Source organism: Alkalihalophilus marmarensis DSM 21297 (assembly GCF_000474275.2).
Taxonomy (GTDB): Bacteria; Bacillota; Bacilli; order Bacillales; family Bacillaceae_D; genus Alkalihalophilus; species Alkalihalophilus marmarensis.
The window spans coordinates 14,534-35,311 of sequence record NZ_ATAE01000006.1 but is presented as its reverse complement, the minus strand read 5'-3'; the positions used below and the strand labels follow the sequence as shown (position 1 = coordinate 35,311).

General features: G+C 38.1%; 15 protein-coding genes. 2 read left to right on the top strand and 13 right to left on the bottom strand.

Annotation, left to right across the window (positions count from 1 at the left end):
* Window position 1 precedes the first annotated feature (1 nt).
* The 9 genes from A33I_RS03080 to A33I_RS03040 all read right to left on the bottom strand — a co-directional run bounded on the left by A33I_RS03080 (window position 2) and on the right by A33I_RS03040 (window position 13,577).
* Window positions 2–841, bottom strand: coding sequence for a phytoene/squalene synthase family protein (locus tag A33I_RS03080; RefSeq protein WP_022626993.1), 840 nt, complete (start codon window positions 839–841; stop codon window positions 2–4).
* A 14-nt stretch (window positions 842–855) separates the two neighbouring features.
* On the bottom strand, window positions 856–2,301 hold the full coding sequence (locus A33I_RS03075) for a phytoene desaturase family protein (protein ID WP_022626992.1): 1,446 nt from the start codon (window positions 2,299–2,301) through the stop codon (window positions 856–858).
* The gene (locus tag A33I_RS03070; protein WP_022626991.1) at window positions 2,298–3,797 is read right to left on the bottom strand and encodes a phytoene desaturase family protein; all 1,500 of its coding nucleotides are present in this window, start codon (window positions 3,795–3,797) and stop codon (window positions 2,298–2,300) included. The genes A33I_RS03075 and A33I_RS03070 overlap by 4 nt, the downstream gene beginning before the upstream one ends.
* 181 nt (window positions 3,798–3,978) lie before the next feature.
* Window positions 3,979–5,460: a methyl-accepting chemotaxis protein gene (locus tag A33I_RS03065; RefSeq protein WP_022626990.1), complete on the bottom strand. Its 1,482-nt coding sequence runs from the start codon at window positions 5,458–5,460 to the stop codon at window positions 3,979–3,981.
* Window positions 5,461–6,154: 694 nt separating this feature from the next.
* The gene (locus tag A33I_RS03060) at window positions 6,155–9,037 is read right to left on the bottom strand and encodes an ATP-binding protein (protein WP_022626989.1); all 2,883 of its coding nucleotides are present in this window, start codon (window positions 9,035–9,037) and stop codon (window positions 6,155–6,157) included.
* The gene (locus A33I_RS03055; RefSeq protein ID WP_022626988.1) at window positions 9,030–9,392 is read right to left on the bottom strand and encodes a response regulator; all 363 of its coding nucleotides are present in this window, start codon (window positions 9,390–9,392) and stop codon (window positions 9,030–9,032) included. The genes A33I_RS03060 and A33I_RS03055 overlap by 8 nt, the downstream gene beginning before the upstream one ends.
* A gap of 28 nt (window positions 9,393–9,420) precedes the next feature.
* Window positions 9,421–10,773, bottom strand: a complete 1,353-nt coding sequence (locus A33I_RS03050) for a glycosyltransferase family 2 protein (protein WP_051320798.1) — start codon at window positions 10,771–10,773, stop codon at window positions 9,421–9,423.
* Between the two features lie 75 nt (window positions 10,774–10,848).
* Window positions 10,849–11,838, bottom strand: a complete 990-nt coding sequence (locus A33I_RS03045; RefSeq protein ID WP_152976426.1) for a HEAT repeat domain-containing protein — start codon at window positions 11,836–11,838, stop codon at window positions 10,849–10,851.
* A 110-nt stretch (window positions 11,839–11,948) separates the two neighbouring features.
* The gene (locus A33I_RS03040; RefSeq protein WP_022626985.1) at window positions 11,949–13,577 is read right to left on the bottom strand and encodes a GGDEF domain-containing response regulator; all 1,629 of its coding nucleotides are present in this window, start codon (window positions 13,575–13,577) and stop codon (window positions 11,949–11,951) included.
* Window positions 13,578–13,778: 201 nt separating this feature from the next.
* Between A33I_RS03040 and A33I_RS21385 the strand changes: the two genes are divergently transcribed.
* Both A33I_RS21385 and A33I_RS03035 read left to right on the top strand, forming a co-directional pair.
* Window positions 13,779–13,907, top strand: coding sequence for a hypothetical protein (locus A33I_RS21385; protein WP_022626984.1), 129 nt, complete (start codon window positions 13,779–13,781; stop codon window positions 13,905–13,907).
* Window positions 13,908–13,934: 27 nt separating this feature from the next.
* The gene (locus A33I_RS03035) at window positions 13,935–14,345 is read left to right on the top strand and encodes a peroxiredoxin-like family protein (protein WP_022626983.1); all 411 of its coding nucleotides are present in this window, start codon (window positions 13,935–13,937) and stop codon (window positions 14,343–14,345) included.
* Between the two features lie 43 nt (window positions 14,346–14,388).
* On the opposite strand, the gene A33I_RS03030 is transcribed toward A33I_RS03035, so the two are convergent.
* The 4 genes from A33I_RS03030 to asnB form a co-directional block, all read right to left on the bottom strand.
* Entirely contained in the window at window positions 14,389–15,396 is a 1,008-nt protein-coding gene (locus A33I_RS03030) for a DUF3231 family protein (RefSeq protein WP_022626982.1), read from the bottom strand.
* A 65-nt stretch (window positions 15,397–15,461) separates the two neighbouring features.
* Entirely contained in the window at window positions 15,462–17,969 is a 2,508-nt protein-coding gene (locus A33I_RS03025; RefSeq protein WP_022626981.1) for a YhgE/Pip domain-containing protein, read from the bottom strand.
* 65 nt (window positions 17,970–18,034) lie between these two features.
* Window positions 18,035–18,610: a TetR/AcrR family transcriptional regulator gene (locus tag A33I_RS03020; RefSeq protein WP_022626980.1), complete on the bottom strand. Its 576-nt coding sequence runs from the start codon at window positions 18,608–18,610 to the stop codon at window positions 18,035–18,037.
* Between the two features lie 145 nt (window positions 18,611–18,755).
* Entirely contained in the window at window positions 18,756–20,603 is a 1,848-nt protein-coding gene (gene asnB / locus A33I_RS03015) for an asparagine synthase (glutamine-hydrolyzing) (protein WP_022626979.1), read from the bottom strand.
* Window positions 20,604–20,778: the final 175 nt, after the last annotated feature.

The following is a 20,778-nucleotide window of genomic DNA, read 5'->3' as shown; positions in this document are numbered from 1 at the left end:
GTTATGCTTCCATCTCTAACAAAATCGCATCTTTTTCTTCTTGCGTCACATAATGACGGGTCTTAAAAACATTGTAGTTATTTTTGCGGATCGATTGGAGAATCGCTCGATACAATAAGGCAGACCCTTTTACTTGGAGTCTCGAATCAAGAGGGTATCCTTCCATAGTATCTAAGGCTTGTTCATACAGCATTTCTGCTCTTTCAGCGATCTCTTCAAAAACCTTCACAAAAGAAGAATTATTGATTCCCATATGCAAGTCGACCAAAGAATAGCCATGCTTCATCATTAAATCGGATGGCAGATAGATACGGTCTCTATCTAAATCTTCCTGCACATCACGGAGAATGTTCGTTAATTGCATCGCAAGCCCGAGCGCAATTCCACCCGCTCTAAGAGATTCGTGGTTCTTAGGAGCAAGAATAGGAAGCAGCATCAGCCCAACGGTACTAGCCACGTGATAAGAATAGTGTTCTAACTCTTCTAATGTCGTATATTTTGTTTTCTCTAAATCCATTTTCTGTCCGCGAATCATATCATAGAAAGCTACTTGATCCATTTCAAAACGAGAAAATACATCGTCTAGTGCAATCCATTTAGATTCTACAAGCGGCAGCTTTCTTTGCAAAAACAGCTCAAATGTTTCTTCAAAATGTGTCAACTCTTCTTTTGGGTTGTCACCTTCATCAACAATATCGTCCACTTCACGGCAAAAAGCATATACAGCCCATACGGCATTTCGTTTTTCTTTCGGAAGTGTACCAAAGGCTTTTGTAAATGTTTTAGAATGACGGCGAATGACCTCGTAACAATCATTATAGGCTTGTTCTATCCTATCCATCGTCTCACTCCTTTTCACCATGATTGGACCAACTCTTCTGTTTCAATATACTCATTTAACAGCTTTGCACCTTGCATCACAATTGGGATCCCCCCGCCTGGATGAGTTGATGCTCCTACGGCATACACATTTTCATATTGAAAGGGTTTTAATTGAGGTCTAAATACTCCTGATTGCATAAGGGTAGGAGCAATTCCAAAGCTTCCTCCCGCATATAAACCGTCCTGCATCGCATCTTTTGGAGTCCGGACTTCCATCCATTCAATCGCTTCTCTTAAATTAGGAAATGCTCTTTCCTCTAACTCCTTAATCCGTTCATCTACATAGTCATCAATTAAATCCCAATCCACGTTTCCGTTAGATGGAACTGGAATTAACACGTACATGACCCCTTTATTCTTAGGAGCGAGCGAGTCATCAATCAAAGACGGATGAAATACATACATGGAGGGAGAAGCCGGCAAAGTCTTCTTTTCAAATACTTCATTCATATGAGTTTCAAAGTCTTCTGTCATCAAAAACTGATGAACAGAGGACTCACTATACTTACGACTTAGCCCAAAATAGAGCAGAAGACAACCTGATGACGGGGTATACGACTTTTGTTTACTGGTCACTAATTTCTCAGCAAGCGGAAAGTCTCCATTTACAATTACTCGATCAACCTTATCTAAGTTATCCCCTGCACGTACACCTGTACACCTTGTACCATCAGTGACCAGTTCACTTACTTCTGAAGAAAGCTTGATCTCAACTCCCTTGGCACGAAGCTTTTCTTCAAAAAGTGAAACGAGACTTGCATATCCGCCTTTTACATACCAAATGCCATGATGATGTTCACTAAACGGAACTAATGAATAAAGCGCAGGAGACTTGTTAGGCGCCCCGCCTATATATAAGGTTTGAAACGAAAAAGCCTCTACAAGTCTAGGATTGATAAAATACCGGCTTGCCTGTTTTTTCACTGTTTGATATGCTTTTAGCTTCCACAATGTCTGTACATTTGAAGGAGAAAAGAAATCTCGTTTTCTCACAAAGTCTCGATCTAGAAACGCTTCTTTTCCTTCTTCAAATCTCCATTTCATTTCATTTAAATAATGAACAAAGGATTCTTCTTCTCCTGGAAACCATTTTTTGATCTCTTGTTGTTGTTTTTCGATATGACTCCATTTGAAAAACTCCATCCCATCAGGAAATTGTAGTTTGTAGAGAGGGTCAATCCGAATCATCTCAACCTCGTCCTTTTGGATCCCTACTTCTTTTAAGATGGAGTAGATCATTTCTGGAAGTAAAACAATCGTTGGACCTTTATCGATTTTAAAACCATCTTTGGAGACAAAGTTTAACCTTCCACCTAAGGAGGATTCTTTTTCATATAAGACTACTTCATTGCCTCGCTGTCTTTCATACAAAGCAGAGAGCATTCCTCCGACACCACCGCCAATAATTGCTGTCTTCACGTGGACACCAACACCTCCTTATCAGCATCAAAGATTAAGTTAGCTGTTATTCTTGCCGATTCAAAGATTGTAGGCAGCCCGCTTCCTGGATGAGTACCGCCTCCTACAAGCCAGCAATTTTCAAGTTCCTGAAATTTATTATGAGGCCTGAAATACATCATCTGTCCTAAGTTATGGGCTAAATTAAACGTCGCCCCTTTATAAACATGATGTTTTTCTTCCCAGTCAAGCGGTGTAATAATCTCTTCTACCTCAAGATTCTCTCTTAGCCCTTTAAACCCTGTCTTCTTTTCTACCTGCTCATATACAAGCTGCTTAAAAGCATGTTTGTTCTCTTCCCAATCGATTAAACTAAAATTATTTGGAACAGGGGCTAATAGATACATAGCAGATTTCCCTTTTTCTGCTAATTCGCCGTCTGTCACACTGGCATTTTGAATGTAGATTGATGGATCCTCTGAAAGGATTTTAGAATGGGTAATTTCCTCAACATTCTTTTTATAATCATTTGAAAAAAGGATTGTATGATGAGGAAGATCAAATGTTTTCTTAACCCCTGCGTAGATCATAAAAGTAGAGCAAGAGTATTTCTTTTTTTCCAATCGCTTTTTTGTATAAATTTTCAAGTCACGATCTTCTACAATCGTAGTCATTGCTTTTGCGAAGTCAGCATTAATCACTACATCATCGCAGTGAAGACGATCCCCGCTCGTTGTTTCAATCCCGATAATTTTTTTATTTTTAGTAATCAGTTTTTCTACTCCGGTATTCAGATGGATGCTTCCGCCAAATTCCTGAACGACTTTAGCCATCGCTTTAGGTATTTGATTTAACCCCCCTGTTGGATGGAATACACCGTATTTATGTTCCATATAAGATAGTATGCTGAATGCCCCTGGACAATCCCACGGTGACATTCCTAAATATTTTGATTGGAATGTGAATGCGAGTTTGAGACGTTCATCCTTGAAGTATTTAGATAAGACTTGATAAAGGCTTTGACCAAGTGATAATTCTGGAAGCGCCTTAATTGTTCTCCATCTCGTATAATCAAGCAAAGAACTATGTCTATTTTGCAGAACAGGCATTAAGGCATTCATTTTTTTCTCTGTTTCCCTCATAAACTGCAAATATCCTTCGCCCTCACCCGGAAAAGTTTGATCAATTCTCTCTTTTGTGATCGAAGAATCTCTTGAAGGAAAGACAGAGAGGGTATCAAATTTCAATTCATACATCGGGTCAATTTCTATCATAGAAAGATAGTCATTCATTCTCCGTCCCACTGCATCAAATAACTCTTCTAAAATATAGGGCATGCTTAGAAATGTAGGCCCTCTGTCAAACGTATATCCATCTTTTGTAAAAGAAGAGGTTCTACCCCCAAGATAAGATTGTTTTTCAAATACTTCTACGTGATACCCTCTACCGGCTAAGAGCATAGCTGCTGCCAGTCCGCCAGGGCCCGCACCGATGACGAAAATCTTTTTTCTTGCCACCGTATCCACCCTCTCTTAATCACTAATCATAACTTAGAAATAAATTGTACATATATTATACAAACAGTATAACCTTGAAACGGTTCTTTTTCAAACAATATCACTCCAATTCAACATTTACCAAAATAAAGCAAAAAAGACCCATGTAGAAACTTTTTCTTCATGTGCCTTTTTATCAGGGTTATTCTGTTCTATCTATTAAAGAAGATAATTCATTTGTTAGTTTTTCTAATTCTTTAAAGCGGTCCGTTATGGCTGCGATGTACTCATTTTGTTCCTCGACACTTGCAAAAACTTCTTCAACCATCGCATGTGATTGCTCGGTTCCGCTTGTAACTGTTGCAAGTTCCTCGGTTATAATCGCAGATGATGATTTTAATTTTTTCACCAGCTCATTAAAAGCACTAGCTGCTTCAGCCATTTGCTTCATTTTTGATAAAAGAAACTGTAAGCTCGTTTCCGTTTGTTCAGTTGCAAGCATTCCTCTGTTGATTGCTTGTTCACTAAGGTTTACCTCTAATGAGACGGATTCGGTTTTTTTCTGAATATCAAATAAAAGCTTGGTGATTTCTTTTGTAGACTGCTGCGAATGTGTGGCAAGCTTTCTTACTTCATCAGCGACAACAGCAAATCCCCTGCCATGTTCTCCGGCCCTGGCAGCTTCAATTGCAGCATTTAATGCTAGTAAGTTTGTCTGTTCGGCAATTTGATCGATCGTCGTTAATATAGTCCCAATATTTTTCGTTTTATCTGTTAGGTCGCTCATATTAACAGTCGTACTTTCTACCATCTTCTGAACATCATTCATTTCCTTTGCTAACTCATTTAAACGCTGATAACCTGACTCCGTTTCTTTAAGACTCTCATGAGCGGTTGTATGAACCGTTTCAGCATACGTTGAAACATATGTCACTGATTGGTCTTGCTCCTTTATTAATTCGTTCATTTCACTTACACTCATTGCTTGATCTTCTATTCCCCCGGAAACTTCTTTAAATGTTTGATAAAGCTGTGTAGATACAGCTTTTGTAGAATGAATATCTTCTTTTACTTTTCCGCTGAATTGTGTGATGACAGCTTGAGATTGTGCCACTTTATGTAATAAGTTTTCGGCTTTTTCTTTAGCTTTCGTCGCATCTTCTGCCTGCATTTCAACATCTTTTTGCATACTAGTCCCAATCCTGGCCTGTGCAATTAGAATAAGAGTTAATAACAACACATACAGATTGAGAGATATTAACACTTCACTGCCTAATCCGCTGAACATAGTTTCGTTTAGATTAAGGAAGAAGTAGTTGGTTAATACGAGCCCAAGCACTCCAGAAATAGCAATGAGATGATATTGATGATATAAAGTGACGATTGCTAAACTGACGTATACTAAAAGATAATTTGATAATTTTGGTGAGGTTGTCCCGAGTACAAATGTTAGAATAGAAAATGAAACAGTTACAGCATATGGAACATACATTTGTGCTTTTTCTTGAAAGGTTAATAAAGTGATCATAGTTGATAAAACTGCCCCGCACACTGCATAAGCTATGATCCCTTCCATTGGAACCGAGCTGATAAAATTACTAAGCAACCCTAAGCTAAATAAGGCCCAAATAAGCTTCGTTAATAGCCTGTTACGTTTTTTAAGTACGATTGTTGAATCGAGCAACTCTTCCACTCCCCCTTGTTATGAATGAATAATCATTCATATAAAAACTAAAACAATTGTCATGATAAATTAGTCTGATCACTGTGATCATACCACAGTTCATTTGCATCCTACAATTACCTTTTCAGAATTTTCTTCCTTCTAATAAAGCTTATTAGAATAGTATCTTTAACTTGTATAGTACAAACGTTACATAAGCGGCTTATGTATACCGTTTCTAAACTAAACTCCTTTTCGCGGGGAGCTAGTGATTTTATGCAAAAATTAAGGGGAAATATTGTTTACATGACAGTGATTCAAACATGGGATATAGCGGATTCGCTGCTTCTGAACTATACTGCGCTTTTCACGGGGAGCTGGTGAGTGGGATCTCACTCCTGCTCTAGGCCCCGTAGAAGTCTACGTATAGTTCATCCGCTAAGATATTGCTTTTTGTACCTATTATGTGGAGCGATTAAGTTATGGTTCAGTTCAAATAATAAACTAAGCCATCGTTTGCTAAAATCACTGAACAACGAACAAATACAAGGAAGGAGCACTTTACAGCATGCTCGCTCCGTTGACCTCGCTGCAGGTAGATCCATTTTCAGTATCCTTTTTTTCCTCCCACAGTCTTCATATATTTCAGTCGCTATATTTAGTACTTCCTTCGTATCCAGAATAAAGCATATTAATCATGTCCCAGCCCCTCTGCTTATGTTTCACTCTTTTTCTTAGGTATGAGTATTTCACCCCTTGTCTTATCTTGATTGAGAGTTTCAATTATTGTTTTTGATAGTTCGCTAGGAGGGTAGGGTTTTGTCAAATAGCTCTCAATCTCAGAGTGTCTTGTAAGCTGCTCGGCTTCATCTAGTGCTGAAGAAATAAAAATAGGCAAGTCACTCCAAAGATTATTTGCTTTTATCTTATGGATAAAGTCCCAGCCCGTCAGCTCATCCCCAAGCATAATATCTACAACCATTGCATCTAGAGGGAGCGAATGAGTGGAGTTAAGATGACTAGCCATTTTATCGACAAATGTGATAGCTGTGGCAGGGTTTGAGAAATGTTCAACATTAAACCCATAATTCTTTAATTCTTCAGCTAATAATAATGCCAGGCTCTGATCATCTTCTAACAACAATATCGTTTTAGGGCTCTCCCCTTCCGCCTTCAGCGTTTGGGAACAATCATTTAAAGGGAGCTCAATGATAAATGTACTTCCCTCGTTTTCTTTTGATTCTACGCTTATCTTACCGTTATGAGCTTCGACTATTTCTTTACAAATCGGAAGTCCGAGCCCTGTTCCACCAATTTTCTTTCGATCTGAGTTATCGATCCTATAAAACTTTCTAAATAAATTTTTCATCTCGTTCTCTGGAATACCAAGCCCCTCATCCTTAACAGATACAAAGAGGGAAGTGGAATTACTAGTTAATGTCGTTGTGATGTCACCGCCATTAGGGGAAAATTTAATGGCATTGCTAATAATGTTTGTAATGACTTGTTGGATCCTCTCACTATCCCCTTGTATGATCGTCTTTTCTGCCTGGTTGGTAAAATGCAGCGTATACTTCTCTGAATATGCCTCAAACCTTGTTAACACTTCAGATACAAGATCCCTTATATCTACACTCTCGTTTGTATACATCTGCCCGCCCGATTCCATCCGTTGTAAATCTAAGAAATCATTGATCAGATTCGTTAAACGGTTGGCTTCTTTATGGATCGTTTTTAAGTATTTTTCTTGTTTTTCAGGCTTCAGCTTGCGATGAAGCATTAATTCCGTAAATCCTAAAATACTAGATAAAGGTGTCCTCAGCTCATGGCTTACTGTACTAACAAGCTCTGATTTCATTTGCTCTACTTCATGCTGCTTAGTAATATCACGGTGTACAAAAATGGTCCCTACTTTATTATATCCATGGTATACAGGCTCGGCATACACTTTGAATATACGTTTTTGCTTGGTGTGAATCTCATAATTCATTGATAACACGGAGCTATTATCTTGTTTTAAAGCCTCATTGTAAAAACTGGCTACTGCCTCGTTACCACCAACCACATGTTCTAGTGCCTGAAACCACATCGAAAAAGGCGCCTTTAATCGAGCTTTTTGTTCACATTCAATCAATTGACAAAATGATTGGTTAAACTGTAAGAGATGCCCCTCATTGTCTACAAACTGAATCGCTTCATTTACATTATCTATGATATCTTGATTTAGCTGTCTTTCTTTTTCAGTTTCTTCGTGCATATGAACTTTCTCGATAGCTATAGACATATGATTCATAACTCCGCTTAATTCATTGATCTCAGTTTGTAAAAAAGGTTTACCGACTCTATTTGTCGCAAAAACAGCCCGCAGTTCCCCGGCGGAAGAATAAATAGGAATGTAGAGATCGTAAGCAGTCAGCACTCCCTCTGCTAACCCTCTCTCAACATCGGTCACTTCTCTTTCCACGAGATGATAGTTATTTTTCTCTCTTAAGATAAGTCCAATCCCTTGATCGAAATGATTCAATAGCTGAGTGACGTGCTTATCATAAATCCCTCTAGAACGGTAAAACGTTTCCTCAGTTAAGAATAAAAGCATTTTATCAACAGGATAAATGTCGCTTAAATGAGTAAGCAGCTCATCAAATAGGTCCTCTTTATTAAGAGTGACAGATATAGCATGGTTAAGTGAGTTGTATTTTAGTAATACGTTTTGCATCGCTTCTGTTTCATGAAGGGACTTTATTAACTGATCCTGCTTATGTTCAAGTTCTTCTTGCTGGGTTTTCAATTCAATATTTTGCTGAGTCATCTCATCTTCTTTTTGTTGAATGATCTCCACCATATCAAGAAACGTTCTAGATAATACTCCAATCTCATCTTCCCTTTGATGGCTTTTCAAAGAAACATCTTTACCGATTGCAAGCTCAGCTGCTGCAACCGTAACATCTTGAATCGGCTTTCCAATTTGTTTAATCATTTTGTACAGAACGATGAAAAGAATGAGAAGTACAACACCTAAAAAAATAACAAATAATGAGACTAGTATACTTACTTTTTGCGTGTAGCTGCTGCTTATTTCTGCCGCCTTTTCAGAGATTGTTAAGACATAATTAGATGTGTTCTCAATTAATTGGTTTACTGTATCATTTGCTCCGCTGTTGGCATAAGCACTTAAGCGGTCAAGCTCATTGTTACTTACTAAGCTTAAAGCTTCAGGCAGATGAATCGTCTGATATAGATGAATGGTTGTTTTAATTTCAGTTAATAAAGCAAGCTCTTCTGCTGAGAGATCTAAAGAGGAAAACCTCTCAATATACACATTCAGGGCATCTATTTCTCTGTAGAGAGCATTTAACTCTTCATTGTCTTGAAAAGCAAAGTAACCCCTTGCTCTTATTAACATCTGCTTAGCATGTGAATCAATTTCAAATACAATTTCCTGCTTTTCTAATTTCCGCTCTCTTTCAGCCTGATAGCTTGATTGGATTGACACCCCGTAAACAGCTAAAACTCCACCTACTATAACAATAACTAAAGATACAACAAGTAATAAAAAAGTAAATTGCCTATTGAGTGTCCTCTTGAAATAATTAGTCACCTAACATGTCCTCCACGATCGAGAGCAGTTCTATTGGGCTAAACGGCTTTGCTAAAAAATAGTTCGCACCCTCTTTATACATTTCATCCTGATCTTTTTGCTGGCTTTTAGCTGTTAACATTAACACTTTTGGTTGAGGAATAGCCAACTTTCTTGTCTCCATTAATACTTCTATCCCTGATTTCTCAGGCATCATATAATCTAGGATAAGCAAATCATATTGTTCTTTCTTTATTAAAGACAGGGCTTCAATACCATCTTCTGCCTCATCTAATTGAAGATGATCTTCCTCTAAAGTATCAACAATTAACATCCGTAATACTTCTTCATCATCAGCGATTAATATCTTTTTCAAACAAGCTCTCCTCCTGTTTTTACAATTATTATTTAGATACACCTTTTCGAGTCATAACACCCCAATCCGAGCGCTTCCTTAACGCCTGCCAAATACCTTCTAACCTCCAGAAAACAGTTAACGGCCGGTACCAGAATACTTCGCTTGAAGCATACAAAAATAAAATGATTAGATCTCTCTTTCTTGGATATCTACGAGAACTCCATTCTTCTAACAAAACACCCCACATGGATAAATAAGAACCATACACCCATGTGAGTAAAAATAGAAGGACGGTTATATCAATAGGTACAAAAGCAAAAAACAAACCTAGTATGATATAGAGGTAGGCAAAAAATTCAACAATCGCTCCGAGCAGCTCTATTAAAAGGAAATAGGGCATAGAAATCAAACCCACTTGTTTATATTTAGGATTAAAAATCAACTTCCAATGAAGGCGGAGCGTTTCAAATAATCCTCTTTGCCATCTAGTTCGCTGCCTTCTAAGGATTGTTAAGCTTTCTGGTGCTTCTGTCCAGCATACGGGGTCCGGAATATAGCGGATAGATCGTTTAACCCCTTCTTTTTTGATTTGACGGTGAAGTCTGACAACCAGCTCCATATCTTCCCCTACGGTACCTACTTTATATCCGCCTGCTTTAATGACCCAGCTTTTATTAAAGACCCCGAAGGCTCCAGAAACAATAAGAAGCAAGTTATATTTTGACAACCCTATTCTTCCCATTAAAAACGCACGGAAATATTCAATCACCTGCATAATTGCTAAAGGGTGTGTAGGAAGGTTTATTTTTTCTACCTGCCCGCGTTCAATTTCACTTCCATTAGCAATTCGTACGCTTCCTCCTGCAGCAATCACCTTCTCGTTTGAATCAACAATCGGCTTCATTACTTTTAATAAAGCATCGCCCTCTAAAATGGAATCTCCATCAAGTGAACATATATACGGATATTTTGAAACATTAATTCCCGCATTTAATGCATCAGCTTTTCCTCCATTTTCTTTATCAACCACATAAATGTTATGGAATAGCTCTGATTTATAAACGGCCTTAATTTCTTTCGTTTCAAGCTGTTTTCTGCATACTTGCACAGTTTCCTTCATATTAAAAGCTTCTATTAAACGGTTCAATGTGTCATCAGTTGACCCGTCATTTACAACGATAATTTCATATTCGGGATAATTCATACTGAGGAGTGAACGGATACTGCCAACGACCCCTGCTTCTTCATTAAAAGCTGGTACAAGAATGGAGATAGGCTTTGTGTCTGTCGAATGCAGGATATCTTCGAATGGCTCTCCTTTATTTAATCCTCTCTCCCGTCTAAGCATCCCTGCAGAGAGAAGTAAGAGAACCGTGTAAAAAAGTGAGGCAAAAGCCATATAACTTATTAGCAGAATACCGATTACATAAAAGACTGATTCTAATGATTCGATCACACTAACCCCCCTCCTTTACTAACATCCTCCATCACTCACACTTTCCCTGCTTCCTACCCATTGTCTAGCCATATCTCTTGCGAATGGATCGGGGTGATTAGTGTAAATATGCTCTAAAATAAACACTCCGTCTCGATAATGGAATAAAGCCTCTGCAGCCCCTTGCCTTACCCACCAAATTGAATCCCCCATTAATTCGGTTAGTATGGCGATATAGCGAGACTGCTTTAACTTCCCTGCTATTCTTGCAAATAACATTCTCTCTACCCATTCACTTGAGGAAGCAAAGGGAGTGAGGAGCTCAACGTTAGTTATTCTCTCTAAAGTTAATATACCTTTTAAGGCTCTAATCCTTACTTCAAGAGAGTGACTGCTAAGAAGTTCCTCAAATAACGGAAGCAGAGCTTCATCCCGTTCTTCCCTCGCCACATCAAGCATCGCATTCCCAACAGGGTGCTCGAATGAATCTAGTTCTGAGACATTATATTTAAATTGATCTCTATCCATCCTTCTAAAGATTTCTTTATATAGGCCCACAGACCAATCAGGCTGCTCCTCTACTAACAATTCAAACAGCCTCACATCTTGCAGAGCTGCAAGGGTTCGGATGATTTGTTCTTTTTCCTCATCCCATTTTAAGCGCGTTTGAAAGAGCATCCAAATTGTATCAGCGAGACTATTCATCTTAAAGTCCTCGATATAGTAGAGAGTATTCATCCTCTTACTCCATCTACCATTTAACAGCTGGTGCTTATAATAATCACTTAAATAGTGTTCAGCTAATAAAACAACCTTATCTCTTGTTTCTTCATGATCAATTAATTTTTGGTACGTCTCTAGTGATTCTTCAAGGAGTTCATAGGTAATGATGGATTGCCCTTTTAGGTGTCGTGTTAGTCCTTCTTCCTTTAATGGATGATTAAGTGATATCGAATCATTAAACAAGTAGGTTGATACTGCTTTATCTACTGTGAACCTAAGGTGCTCTTTTCTTTTTTGCTTCCTCATCCATTTTCCTTTAATGAAAAGTAAATAGATGAGGGTGAAAATATGGATGATAAGGAGCAGGATAAACACAGCGAAAATAGTTAAAATAGATATGATGACCAACTCCTCACCTAAAGTAATGAGCGCTTAATAAGCCGTTTAATTCTAGCAGTCACCTCATCAACCTTAAATGGTTTTGTTAAATAATCATCAGCACCTAACTCTAGTGCTTTGACAATTTCTTGTTCCTGCTTGCGCCCCGTCAACATTAACACCATAACTTCATGTTCGGGGTACTTGCTGCGAAGGGTAGATAACACTTCTAAACCATCCATCTTAGGCATAATGCGGTCAAGAATCACTAGATGTTTTTCCCTTGTTTTATACCAATCTGCTAAAAGAAATTCTTCACCATTTTTATAGGCAGTCACTTCAAGGTTTACTTGATCCGTAACGAGCTCACATACCCGGTCAAATAATATTCTTCGTAACACTTCATCATCATCAATAATAGATACATAGATCGTACGTTTTGAAGCTACCATATTCTTATTTTCAAAAAGAACGGTTTGATTTCTGCCTGTTTGCTTAGCCATATATAAGGCTTGATCTGCCTGTTCAATTAACTCTTCCAACTTCTTAGTTTCGATTGTAGAACCTGCGATACCGCTTGAGAACGTAACATTAAAGGAGGAGCCGGCTTCTTGGTACTCTGTTAGCCGGAGTTTAATGCGAATCCTCTCCACCACCTTTTTTGCTTCAGCAGGTGTTGTATTTGGGAGAAGCAATAAAAATTCTTCGCCGCCTAACCTAAACAATAAATCATACTCTCGTTTTAACCGAGTAATAATATTTGCAAAAGACTTTAGTACGTTATCACCAGCAGGGTGGCCATACGTATCATTCACCTTCTTAAAAAAATCTAAATCAAGCATAGCAACAGTTAATGTTTGCTTAGATCTTAGTGCTTGACTCAATTGTTTTTTACCTTCTGAAGAAAGGTAACGTCTAGTATAGACACCTGTTAATTCATCAGTCATGATTGTTTGTTGAATAACCTTTTGGTATCTTAAACGATTGTTCATACGCACTTCTAACTCTTCACTATCTACCGGTTTCTTTATAAAATCGGCTACACCCGATTTATAAGCACTTAACTCGATATCTTTATCCATACTGCTGCTTATCATTAGAACGGGAATAAATTCAGAGGTCGCTTTTGATAATAGCGATTGAGTAGACTCATACCCTCGTTCATATGGAGGTACATAATCTACAATCACACAGTTAGGTCTTTCATTTAGAAACATTTCGAGCCCCTTTTCAGGAGATGCAGCTAATAAAACGATAAAGCCCCGCTGCTCTAACCCGCTCTTCATCCCAGAAAGAAAGTCCAGGTCTTCATCAATCATTAAGACAACTGCTTTAGCATCCTGTTCTTCGATCGTTTCCACTGTTGTAACAGGAACAAATGAGGACTCCCTTAAAGGTTCCGCTTGTTCTGTCATATCTTTTATAAAAGGGGAAAAATATCGAGTCATTACTTCCTCAAATGACCATTTATCCTTCAGTTCCTTATTAAGTTCTGTTAATTTTTCCGAAGCAGCTTGTGAGTAGTCCGGCAGTCCGATCGAAGCGGCAGTACCATGAACAGAATGAAGAAAACGATAGATCTGATCTCTTGAAATGGTATCCCCTGGCTGCCACATTTCAACCTGTTGTTTCAACCTTTGTTTAAATTTTTCTTGATATTTTTGCATAATACCCCCCTGTAGCCCATTACCACCATATTTCACATGTATATTCCTTATTTTTCATTTCATTTTCTCACATTTCATTTCTTATGACTATAGGACCATATCTTAACCCCTCTTCTTCTTTAACAAAAATATGTATAGAAGGGGGATTAGTTGCTATTATTTGCTAAAACTTTTACCCTCTAGAAAAGGAGGTCAAGCAGGATGACTACTAAAATGACTGAAGATCAATTAAATACAAAGCTTGAGGCGGCCGATGGGACTGACATTACATTTCAGGAGTTGGTCAAAGAAAGTCCTTGTTATGTATTATTCGTTCGTCACCTTGGTTGACCAATTTATAGAGATTTCCTCACGCAGGTGCGTGAGTCTTACGAACAATTCAAGAAGAGAAATGTAGAGATATTCATTGTCACTCCACACGACGAAGAGTATCTTACGAAATACAAAGATACACTCTCCTCGTACCCATTTCCTTTTTACGGCGATTCAACGCTTACTTTGTATAACAATTTAGGTCACCAACCCCTGTCTAAATGGAAACTATTCATTCACTCTGTTTCCAGCTTATTTAAAGGGAATTTTACTCTTCCCTCAAATGCTCAGGACAAAAAAGCTGTTAAAGAAGCCACTAAGAAATCTGATGTTGAAGTTCAAGGCGGCGCTTGGTTGTTTGATTCAAATAATGAAGTAGTCTGGCATCACATAGACAAGTCTCCAAATGATCACGCAGACATCTCTACCCTAATAGAAAAAGCAAATTCCCTATAGAAAAAACCAGCGGCATAACATGATATGCTGCTGGTTTTTCAATTTATTTTTTTGACTTCATAATTGCTCTGCGATCAATCATTTGAGGAGGCTCTTCCATCCACCCATACTTCGCCATTAACTTAGCACCTTCTGAGGCAAAATCAAAAATAGACTTTCCAAGTGATGCAACTTTTAATGGCAGGTCGCTTCTAAGACTAAAAGCAGTACCAAATGCGTTGCTCCCTAGTGAAAAGCTGCATAATAAGCTTGTACAATACATCATAAGCTTATCTGAAAATGGTGAAATAGTAGATGAAGTCAACGCTCCGTTTGGAGGTTTTGTAAATTGGATGTCATCTTTTTTCATGATTTGACTAATATCATCTACCACTTGATTAGCTAACTTTTTTCCTTTAAGAAAGTAGTCTTGAATATCTTTTTCTTTAGCAGATTGAGCAAAGCCAATCATTAAAGTTAATCCAATGGTGTTATTTTCAATGGCATGATACAGATGAGCCACTTCAATGGCGTTTAGCACACGTTCATCCCCAACCAGCTTGTTTCCCCTGAAGTAATCTTTATCTATAACAAATTGGATCCCTTGATCATTTGATAAATAAGGCGGCCTTGTAAACAAGCCCTTCTCTGCTAAATACATAGAGCATTGGTTGTAATATTTTTGAGTCAGGGCGGTAAGATCGCTAAAAAGTATTAATAAATCTTCTCTATAGGCCATATTTACATGCAATACATGCATCCCCATACTAATAGCCTTCATCAGTTTCATACACATAATATCAAAATGTTGATCAAACAACTTAGGAGCTTCTAAATTAACATCTTGCTCTGTGTATCCTAATGGAATAGAATGCCCTTCTTGTATAAATAATTTTTCAATTTTTACAGTAAATGTAGATATATCTTTATGGAGCCCCATCATTATTTTCTTGGATTTCTTATCTTCAGTATGCAATAGAAAATGTTCAATCATCCTTAGCAGCATCGTTTTTTGTTGATAGGTCATCCACAGAGTACCAATCTCTGATGCGGTTAATTGGATATTCTTCATACATTTGCCTCCAATACGAATCTGATACCTGTAATTTGCCCAATTAAAGTAGAGACATTCATTCTTTATTCAGCTGCTGAGGTTGTAGGATATTCTTTTTTATTCCGCTTGCGATGTGTAACCATAAAATAAACGAGAGCCCCTGCTGTACAAATAATTAACAAGATGCATAAGAAGCGAACGCTGTCCCAAAGCAAAGGATTCACCCCCATAAAAATGACGGACCTAAATCCAAGTACAGAGTAAGTCATTGGCAGCCAGCCATGCAGGGTTTGCAAGGGAGATGCTAACAATTCAACCGGAAAACTTCCGGCACTTCCGCCTAATTGCAGGATTAACAAAATGATTGCTGCAAACCGGCCAGGATTATCAAGGACACTCACCAAAAAGAAAATAAGTGAGAGAAACGCTAAACTCGTAAAGATGGTAAAGCTAAAAAAGCCAATCTTGCTTGCTACATCCAGCTTCAGCCCATATAACAGAAATATGGCAACTAGCGAAGACTGCAAAACCCCAACAGAATATATAACTCCTAGCTTCCCGCTAAACCATTCCCATCCAGATTGATGCTCTCCTAATGGCTCTCTAAAGGGATAAATGATCGATAAAGTCAGACCTCCAACATATAACCCAATGGACAGAAAGTAAGGACTTAAACCTACACCGTATGAGTAATCTTCAGTCTGCGATTGATTCTTGGACTGCACTGGACTCACAAGCATGCTTTCTTGTTTTTCATTCGGATCAACCTCAAGCAGCGCTTCTTTAAGCTGATTCATATTAAGTGCTAAATCAATGGATCCATCTTGCAACGTATGAAGACCGCTAAAGAGTTCGTTTCCTCCATCACTTGCTTCAACTAAGCTCTCACTCAGAAGATTTGATCCATTCACTAGTTCATGCAGCCCTTCATTTAAATCTACTACCCCTTTATATGCTTGTTCACTTGCTGCCTGACCTCTTTGATAAAGAGAAGAGGCCATATTCAATTTTTCATTTACTTTATTAAGAGCCGATAAAACATTCATATACTCTTCTTCAAATGAGGCAGTTAGTTGATCCCCATTTAAACCATCTGGAATAGCAGCTTCAGCTTCTTGTAAGGCTCTAGACAGCTGATCTAAAACCATAAGGAGCTCATCCGTTTTAGATGTCGCCTCTTCAAAGAATTGATTCAATTTTGAAGAATATTGATCCATTTGTTTGTTTAACTCTTCATTAAACTGTTTCCATTCGATTTGACGTGACTCGAGCCCGTTCAATAATTCAGGAAATCCATTATTAATCGTTTCTATTGCTCCTGCAGTCTCCTTGTAAAGCCCCTCCACACGTTTTACATTCGCTTGAAGATCCTCATACCAACTCACGAGATGTTCATGTTCTCTCCATTCGGGATATAGATTATTAAGAATGGCCGGAAGCTCCTCCACTTGAGATTGAAATTTTTTAAGTTCAGCCAAAGGTTGTTCTACTTTTTCATAGGCTGCTTTCACGTTTTGATTCCATTCATCTAACTCTTTATGAGTCATTTCCATTTGTTGATTCAGCTTGTCAGTATAATCATTTATCGTATGAATGACTTCATTAATCTGCTGTTCCATCCCCTCCATGCTGTCTTTCAGGCCTCGTATTTGTTCTTCTACCAATTGCACTTGCTCGTCTGCTTGGTTTAGCTGCCTGTTTACATTTTTGAGACGGTTATCTAGATTATCTAGTATCACAGCTGCTTCTTTTGTATCGGCTTGTTCTAGCTCATTAATGGTTTGTTCTAAAAGTTGACTTGTCTCATTAAATTTAGCGTCTACATTATTTGCTTGATTTGCTTGATTTGCTTGATTGAATGTTTGAAGTTCTTTTTTGGCTTGCTCGATTCCACTAACTAATTGATCCGATCCTTCAGCAGCCTTTTTCACCCCTGTAGTAAGCTCTTTTGAACCAGATGTTAGGCTGACTAACCCCTCAGACAAGCGCTCCATGCTCTCAGTCGCATTTTTATTTCCATCAGCTATTTCATTGGATCCTTCTTCAAGCGCTATGACTGCCTCTGTCAACTTACTAAATGCATCATGTGCGACCTCTACATACGCTAATGTCAGGGTTTCTGATAATTCTTTTTCCATTTCTTCAATCACATTTGAAGCTATTTGTGATGATACGTAATTATACTCTTCATTCACTTCATAAAATACGTTTGCCTTCACAGGGTTTGACTCTTTTAATGAAATAAGATCCTCTGAGAAGCTCTCAGGAATTTCAACATAGAAATAATAATCGTGACTGGCTAATCCTTGCTCTGCCTCTTTCTTTGAAACGAAATGGAAGTCTAAGGCTGGATCTTTTTTCAACTCTTCAATAAACTCTGCTCCGGCTTCTATTTGTTCCCCTTCTACCTCTGCCCCCAGGTCTTCATTTACTACAGCTACTGGCAACTGATCCAATTGACCATACGGATCCCAAAAAGACCAAACTAATACACCTCCATAAAGTAAAGGCATAAGAATAATTCCTAATAGAGCGATAACCATTTTCTTTTGACTCCATATACCTTTCAGCTCAGTTATATAACCTTTCATGCAACCACTCCAATTTATGACTGATTTGTTCAATTGGTCATTTTTTATTAAAATGAAAAGGTCTCCTAGTCACTAAGCAGACCTTTCGTTAAATGACTCTTAAATAACTTGATAATCTTTTGTTTATCGATAGGTTCAAACATCTCTGTAAATTCAATAGCTAATGCCATATAAGACTTATACACCATGAATGCGGTCAACTTTGGGTCTGAAACCTTAACTTTCCCGTGCTCGATCCCTCGTTTAATTTGCTGTGTGATCGATTCAATAATGACTTTTTCAACTTCAGTTAGTGCATTTTTTGCAGGAATGGAACGAATAGCAGACGCTTCTTGAGTCAACTTATTTAAGAGTACATGCTGCTGCCTGAATTCAAGCAAATCATGCAGCGCATGACTGATGTTGTCATCCATACTTCTACTGTCTAGAAAAGCCCGCTCAAATACATCTTTCACTTCAATAATAATTTGATTTAAGACTGCTTCAAATAATTCTTCCTTGCTTTTAAACGCTGTATAGATGGTTCCTTTACCAATATTGGCAAGCTTTGCAACTTGATCAATCGTTGTTCCTTTGTATCCAAACATCGAAAAAGATTGACCAGCAGCCTCTAAAATCATTTCTTTTTTATTTGCTAACATATCATCACCCTTGCAAAATGACCATTTTACGAAAACGGTCATTTCGTTCATTACTGAATATCTTACTTCACCTTACCTGTACATGCAACCTCTAAATAAATCTACAATATAAAAAACAGCCCTACAACGTAAGGCCGTTCTCTAATTACCCTTCTATTTTGACACCGTATTCTCTCAGCCAAAAGTCCATCTGAATAAAATGTGCTAAAAGCTGTGGTCCTGCCATCAACTGCCCAAAATAAGGTGTGCCAGTTGAAAGTCCTCCGCTATCAGCTATTTCTCTCAGCTTTTCTTTATTAATAAATTCAAAAATGGGCGAATCATCTTGATCTAGAATCTCTTGGATCCCTTTTTGAACAGCTTCTGTGTAGCTCGGGTGATGGGTCTTAGGATAAGGGCTTTTCTTTCGATACAAAATCTCATCTGGCAATAAGCCCTCTAATGATTTTCGCAGAATTCCTTTTTCTCTTCCGCCTAATTGTTTCATCTCCCATGGGATATTCCATACATACTCAACTAAGCGATGGTCTGAAAAAGGAACGCGCACTTCAAGACTTGCACCCATACTCATACGATCTTTTCTATCTAATAGATTGGTCATAAACCAAATGATATTTAAATAAGAGATCTCTCTTCTTCTTGCCTCTTCTTTCGTGTCACCATTGAATCTTGGTGTTTCAGTGATTGTTTCTTTATACCTGTCGTATACATATCTTTTTAAGTTGACTTTCTTCTGCCATTTTTCATTTAATAAATCTTGCCGTTCATCAATGGAGCGCATCCATGGAAACATATCAACATTCATGATCTCAGGTTTATGAAACCACGGGTATCCCCCAAAAATTTCATCCGCACATTCACCTGAGAGTCCAACAGTTACATCTTTTTTTATTTCTTTACAAAACCATAAAAGAGATGAGTCTATATCTGCCATACCTGGTAAATCCCGTACCCGAACAGCTTCTTTCAGCTGATTTGCTAGTTCATCAATTGAAATGCTGGCGTTATAGTGCTTTGTTTTATATGAATCAGAAACGAGCTTTATCCACGGTCCGTCTGCATTAGGCTGAAAATCATTTGCTTTAAAGTATTTATCATTTTCATCATAATCAACCGAATAACTTCGAACGGCACCTAATCCTTGCTTTTCATGTACCTTTGCAGCTAAGGCTGTTAACGCGCTTGAATCAACCCCGCCAGATAAAAATAAACCGACTGGTACGTCAGCAAATAATTGCCTCTCCACAATATCTTCCATTAATTCACGAATATGTGCAGCGGTTTCCTCCATTGAATGGGGGTGGGGTTTACTTTTAAGTGTCCAGTAACGGCTGATTTTCGCACCATTCCGGTCATAAATTAACATATGAGCAGGACGAAGCTCATTTATATCTTTGAACACCCCATGGCCAGGTGTTCGAGACGGTCCTAGTCCCATAATTTCTGCAATGCCTTCACGATCAACAACAGGCTCTATATCACGATGAGCCAGCAGTGCTTTCAACTCTGAACCAAATAATAAACACCCGTTTCTTACTGTATAAAATAAAGGCTTTACTCCAAGTCTATCTCTTGCCATAAACAGACTTTCATCTTGATCATTCCAAATGGCAAAAGCAAAGATTCCATTTAATTTTTCGAGGCATTGATAACCCCATTCAATATAAGACTTCAATAATACCTCAGTGTCGGAATGTCCGCTAAAGTCATGACCAGCTGATAGCAGCTCTTTACGAATATCTTCTGTATTGTATAATTCACCGTTATAACAGATCGTATAGGTTTTATTTTTATACGTTCTGCTCATCGGCTGTATTCCGCCTTCTGGGTCAACAACAATAAGTCTTGCGTGACCAAAGCCCACATGCTTAGAAGTCCACACATTCATATCATCTGGCCCCCTTCTATTGAGGGTTTCAGCCATCTTTAATACTTCCGCATCTTCTTTTCTCATATCGCGCCGCCAGTCAATCCACCCAGTAATACCACACATATTTTATCAGCCCCTCTTGGGAAATATCACATTTTCTCTCTAAAACCTGCACAGCTTAAGGTCCTCTACCCATAAATTATGTTATTCAGGCGATTACCCAAAAGTGCGATTTTTTTATTTGAAGTTCATTCCTCGTGTTTTGTATAGAGAGTACTTCTAAGTAAATAATAAGAGT